1 pseudogene is annotated in these 283 nt (G+C 61.8%); it reads right to left on the bottom strand.

Annotated features, from left to right (window positions below):
* Positions 1-283, bottom strand: a pseudogene (locus tag SB822_RS56455) (hypothetical protein); the annotation flags it as partial.

Here is a 283-nt window from a genome sequence, read left to right on the forward strand (position 1 = left end):
TGGCGCGTTGACCGATCGCGATATTGGCAATGCCAGTGGCGGTTGCATTCTGGCCGATTGCAACAGCAGCCGTACCGTTGGACATACTTAGCTGGCCCACGGCAATCGCACCACCGGAGGATGCGGCCGCGGCCCCACCGATCGCGATTGCCTCGGAGCCAATCGCCGACGAATCCGCCAGCGCGGAGTTCGCGTGGAAATACTCGATGCCTGCGCTGAGCTTGTCGCCTAACTTGCCCAGGGCTGAATCGACCGTAGCGAACGCCGAACTCACGTTGTTAGC

The organism is Paraburkholderia sp. SIMBA_054 (assembly GCF_046534875.1).
GTDB classification, from domain to species: Bacteria; Pseudomonadota; Gammaproteobacteria; order Burkholderiales; family Burkholderiaceae; genus Paraburkholderia; species Paraburkholderia hospita.